Below are 4,397 nucleotides of genomic sequence, written 5' to 3'. Positions count from 1 at the left end.
CCGGGCCTGAAGGGCCGGGCCGGCATCGAGCACGCGGCTGAGCGGGGCACGACGGCGGCCGGGCCGCGGCCGTGCGGGAACGGGCCGCCGGACCGGGGCCCGGCAAGGACCGTGCGGCCCGGTGGCAGGCCGGCACGGGACCGATCCGAGCCCGGCGGCGGGCCGGTACGGGGGGTTGCGAACCCGGCAGTGGTGGGCTCGCACGCGGCGTCCGGGCCCGGCGGCGGGACGGTGCGCGGCCGTTTCCGAGCCCGCGGCGGCGGACCGGTACGGGGTTCTGCGAGCCCGGCGGTGCGGAGGATAACGGGTCTCCGGGCCCCGCGGCGAGGGTTCGGTACCGGAGCCGGCGACCGCCCGCCCGCTCACCCGCCCAGCGGCTTGACCAGCAGTTCGAACTCCAGGTCCGGCCGACGCGGGATACCGAAACGCTCGTCGCCGTAGGGGAACGGCGCCATCCGCCCGGTCCGGGCGTAGCCGCGGCGTTCGTACCAGGCGATCAGCTCCTCGCGCACCGCGATCACCGTCATGTGCATCTCCCGGGCGCCCCACTCGGCCGCCACGAGGCGCTCCGCCTCGGCCAGGACGGCCTTGCCCACGCCCGCCCCCTGGAGTCCGGGCCGCACCGCGAACATCCCAAAGTACGCCACCGGCTCCCCCACGTCCCCTCTCCGACGCTCCAGCTGGCAGCAGGCGATCAGCTCGCCGTCCCGCTCGGCCACCACCATCCGGCCGTCCTCGGCGTTCACCACCGCGGACACGCCCTCGGGGTCGGTGCGCTGCCCGCCCAGCAGGTCCGCCTCGGTCGTCCACCCCGCCCGGCTGGCGTCCCCCCGGTACGCGGACTCGACGAGCGCGACCAGGGCCGGCACATCGGCGTCGGTCGCGGTACGGAAGCTCAGTCCGGCGGCGGGCCGGGGACTCCTGGCGGTCTCCATGCGGACGGGTCCTTCCTCGGTACGGCAGGGGTTCGTGCGGCGTGACGGCGGCCGCGCCACGGGCCGCGGCCGTCCCGCCGCGCGATGGCGGTACCCGCCGGGTCCGGCGCGCCGCCCCGCCGTCGGGGACGGCAGGGCGAACCTTAACGCCCCCGGCGCTAGGGTTCGCCGCATGGTCCACGTACTGAGCAGCCGGGTGCTGCTGCGCCCCACCGATCCGGAGCGGTCCCGCGCCTTCTACGGCGAGACGCTCGGTCTCGCGGTCCACCGGGAGTTCGGCACCGGCCCCGACCGCGGCACCGTCTACTTCCTCGGGGGCGGCTTCCTGGAGGTCGCCGGCCGGTCCGACACCCCGCCCGCGCCCGGCCTCCAGCTGTGGCTGCAGGTCGCCGACGTCCGGGCGGCGCACCGCGAACTGGTTGCGCGGGGCGCCCGGGTGGTCCGGGAACCCCTGCAGGAGCCGTGGGGGCTGGTCGAGATGTGGGTCGAGGACCCGGACGGGGTCCGGCTGTGCGTGGTGGAGGTGCCGGAGGGGCATCCGCTGCGATACCGGCCCGGCATCTGAGCCCACCGGCCGGGGACGCCGCCGGAACCGGCCCGGCGCCCCCGCCCGCCGCACGGCTCCCCGCCCTGTACGGGGTCGCCCCCACGAGCCCGCCTGTACGGGTCACCCCCGTGGCGCCCGGGGGGCCGTGCGGGAGTCGCCGTGCCGGGACCGCCGCGCGGGCACCGTACGCCGGGGCCGAAGGGCCGCCCATCGACGGCCCGCCCCGGTCCGGGCGGTGCCGTGCGCCGGTCGGGTACCGGCGGGCGGGGTCACGACCCGGCCCGGTGCCGGAACGGCCCGGCCGGGCCCGTCCCGGGGTGACCGGCGGTGCGTACCGGGGGCGTCCCGGAACCCGCTCAGTCCACGGCCGGCGGGGGCTCCGCGCCGAAGACCCAGGGTGCCAGCACCACCATCCAGCCGTCCGGGTCGGCGAAGACCACCGCCCCCCGCTCGGGCCAGTACGGGTTGGCCGCCGGTACCGGGTGGTGGCCGCGTGCGGCGAGGGTGCGCACCGCCTCGGCGACGGCCTCGGGCCCGCGCAGGTAGAGCACCAGCTGGTTCTCCGGGTGGGGCTCGGGGATGCGCGGCGGGTCGCCGTGCTGCGTGATCTCCATGTGCACCGGCGTCCCGGGCAGCCCGAACAGCATCCCGTCGTATCCGGCGTGGCCGCGCCACTGGCCGATGACCGGCAGGCCGAGGATGTCGCGGTAGAAGACGAGGACTTCGTCGTAGCGGGCGGTCGGCCGGGCGAAGCGCACCGCGCCGACATCGAGATGGGCGGGCCAGGAGGTCGTCATACGGCGATGCTGGCAGCCCGTTCGGCCGCCCGGCATCGGCCGCCGGAACGGCTCCGGCCTCCGGCCCGGGGCCTACGTCCAGCGGTCCCCCGGCCCCGCCGCGCCGACGTCCCCCCGGGTACTTGCGTCCCGTCACGGCGACATACGGCCCCGGCCCGTAGCGCCGACGTACTCCCGGTCCCGTTGCACCGACGTACCGCCCAGGTCCCCCGGCCCGCCGCGCCGACGTACCCGCCGCCGCCCCGGGGCATGCTCCCTGCGGCGCCCCTTGCCGTTCCGGCCGGTCCGGGGCGCCCGAAGGGGGTGCGGCGGCGTGCACGGTCCACCACTCGTCGGCTGGCTGCTGCTGGTGCTGGGTGCCGCCGGCGGGGCGTACTGCACCGCGCGCGCCCGCGCCGCGCCGCCGGGCCCGCGCCGGGCCTTCCGCGCCGAGGCGGCGCTGGGCTGGGGCATGGCGGTGATGGCCGTCCCGGCGGTGACGGCACCGGACAGCGCCCTGTGGGCACGGCTGACGGCGGTGGCGGCCGGTGCGGCGGCCCTGCCGGCGCTGTCGGTGCGGCGGAGGGCGGGCACCGGCGGGTGGGGCGGGCACCACACCGTCGAGGCGGTCGCCATGATCTACATGTCGGTGGCCGCGGTCCTCCCGGCGCCGGGCGACGGCGCCGGGCACACGGGCCACGGCACCGGTCCCACCGGCCCCTCCCTCGTCCTCACCGCCGTCCTCCTCGGGTACTTCGCCGGGTACGCGGTGCGGGCCGGACTGCGGCTGGTGCCGGTGGCCGCGGCCGGACCGGCGCCGGGCGCGGTGGCGCTGACCGAACGCCCCGAACTCGCCGCGGCCTGCCGGCTGGCGATGAGCGTCGCCATGTGCGGGATGCTGCTGACCATGTGAGCGCCCCGGCCACCCGCCCGCCACCGTTCCGTGGCCGCGGCCGCTCTCCCGCCACCGCCCCACGGCCGAGGCCGGCCGCGCGTGGGCGGGCATCCCGGCCGCCCCGGGCCGGCGTGGACGGGATGGATACCGTGGCGTGCGTCACTTCCCGGCATCTCCATACCCGGGCGCGGCGCCACGCTCATAGGCTGGCGGCATGATGGTCCCGCTCGCGCTGCTGGTCCTTGGTGCTCTGGCCGCGGCACTGGCGCCGCGCCTGCTGGCCCGCTCCGACTGGCTCGACCGCGAACCCGTCCTCGCACTGTGGTTGTGGCAGTGCGTGGTGGTGGGTGTGCTGATGTGCTGCGGACTGGCCATGGCGCTGAGCGCCGCCGCGGCGTCCGAAGCGGTCCGGGGCAATGTCTTCGCCCCCGCCCCGGCCGGTGTGGTGGAGTCCTACGCGCTCACCGCCTACGACCGCTGGGCCGGTCCGGTGGCGATCGCCCTCGCCTGCGGCGCGGGCTGGACCGCGGTGATGCTGGGCCGAGAGATCATGCGGGCCCGGGCCCGGCGCCGGCAGCGGCGCGCCGAACTCCTGGTCCGCGCCCCGCTGCTGCCGGGCGAGGAGCCCCGGGCCGACCGGCTGGTGGTCCTGGAGGGCGACCGGCCCGGCGCCTGGTGGCTGCCCGGGGCGACACCCCGGCTGGTCATCACCACCGCCGCGCTGCGCCGCCTCAGGGGCCGTCAGCTGGACGCGGTGCTCGCCCACGAGCAGGGGCACGCCCGGGCCCGGCACGACTGGCTGCTGCACTGCGCCTCCGCGCTGGCCACCGGCTTCCCGCAGGTACCGGTCTTCGCGGCGTTCCGCGACCAGGTGCACCGGCTGGTGGAACTGGCCGCGGACGACGCGGCGTCGCGCCGTTTCGGACGGCTGACCACCGCCCTGGCGCTGGTCGAACTCAACGAGGACCGCGGCGTGTTCGGCCCCTGCCCGGCGCAATTCGCCGAGGTCCCGCGGCGGGTGGACCGGCTGCTCGCCCCCGCCGCCCGGCTGCCGGTGTGGCGGCGGCGCCGGCTGACCGCCGCGGCGGCGCTCGTCCCGGTGGTTCCGGTCCTGATCGCGCTGGTGCCGGCGCTCCGCGTGCTCGGCTGAACCGGCACGGCGGCCCGGCGCGACCCGGCCGGCCCTCCCCCGCGGGACGCCCGGCCCCGCGACGCGGCGGGCCCGAACAGCTCTGCACCACCAC

5 protein-coding genes are annotated in these 4,397 nt (G+C 78.1%); 3 read left to right on the top strand and 2 right to left on the bottom strand.

Annotated features, from left to right (window positions below; genetic code table 11):
- Positions 1-362: 362 nt before the first annotated feature.
- On the bottom strand, positions 363-935 hold the full coding sequence (locus IHE55_RS30285) for a GNAT family N-acetyltransferase (protein ID WP_197987648.1): 573 nt from the start codon (positions 933-935) through the stop codon (positions 363-365).
- A gap of 172 nt (positions 936-1,107) precedes the next feature.
- Between IHE55_RS30285 and IHE55_RS30280 the strand changes: the two genes are divergently transcribed.
- Entirely contained in the window at positions 1,108-1,500 is a 393-nt protein-coding gene (locus tag IHE55_RS30280) for a VOC family protein (RefSeq protein WP_197987649.1), read from the top strand.
- Between the two features lie 338 nt (positions 1,501-1,838).
- Here the strand turns inward: IHE55_RS30280 and IHE55_RS30275 are convergent, their stop codons facing one another.
- Positions 1,839-2,279: a VOC family protein gene (locus tag IHE55_RS30275; RefSeq protein WP_197987650.1), complete on the bottom strand. Its 441-nt coding sequence runs from the start codon at positions 2,277-2,279 to the stop codon at positions 1,839-1,841.
- Between the two features lie 313 nt (positions 2,280-2,592).
- Here IHE55_RS30275 and IHE55_RS30270 point away from each other — a divergent pair, with 313 nt between their 5' ends.
- Both IHE55_RS30270 and IHE55_RS30265 read left to right on the top strand, forming a co-directional pair.
- Positions 2,593-3,171: a DUF5134 domain-containing protein gene (locus tag IHE55_RS30270; protein WP_197992629.1), complete on the top strand. Its 579-nt coding sequence runs from the start codon at positions 2,593-2,595 to the stop codon at positions 3,169-3,171.
- Between the two features lie 196 nt (positions 3,172-3,367).
- Positions 3,368-4,303: a M56 family metallopeptidase gene (locus IHE55_RS30265; RefSeq protein ID WP_197987652.1), complete on the top strand. Its 936-nt coding sequence runs from the start codon at positions 3,368-3,370 to the stop codon at positions 4,301-4,303.
- Positions 4,304-4,397 lie beyond the last annotated feature (94 nt).

This window comes from Streptomyces pactum (assembly GCF_016031615.1).
Classification (GTDB): Bacteria; Actinomycetota; Actinomycetes; order Streptomycetales; family Streptomycetaceae; genus Streptomyces; species Streptomyces pactus.
The sequence above is the reverse complement of the archived record's forward strand: the minus strand, read 5'-3'. Positions and strand labels throughout refer to the sequence as shown.

Excerpts from the sequence above, each read along its gene's own strand:
- IHE55_RS30265 (WP_197987652.1), top strand. The coding sequence starts at position 3,368 with ATGATGGTCCCGCTCGCGCTGCTGGTCCTTGGTGCTCTGGCCGCGGCA.
- IHE55_RS30285 (WP_197987648.1), bottom strand. The coding sequence starts at position 935 with ATGGAGACCGCCAGGAGTCCCCGGCCCGCCGCCGGACTGAGCTTCCGT.
- IHE55_RS30275 (WP_197987650.1), bottom strand. The coding sequence starts at position 2,279 with ATGACGACCTCCTGGCCCGCCCATCTCGATGTCGGCGCGGTGCGCTTC.
- IHE55_RS30280 (WP_197987649.1), top strand. The coding sequence starts at position 1,108 with ATGGTCCACGTACTGAGCAGCCGGGTGCTGCTGCGCCCCACCGATCCG.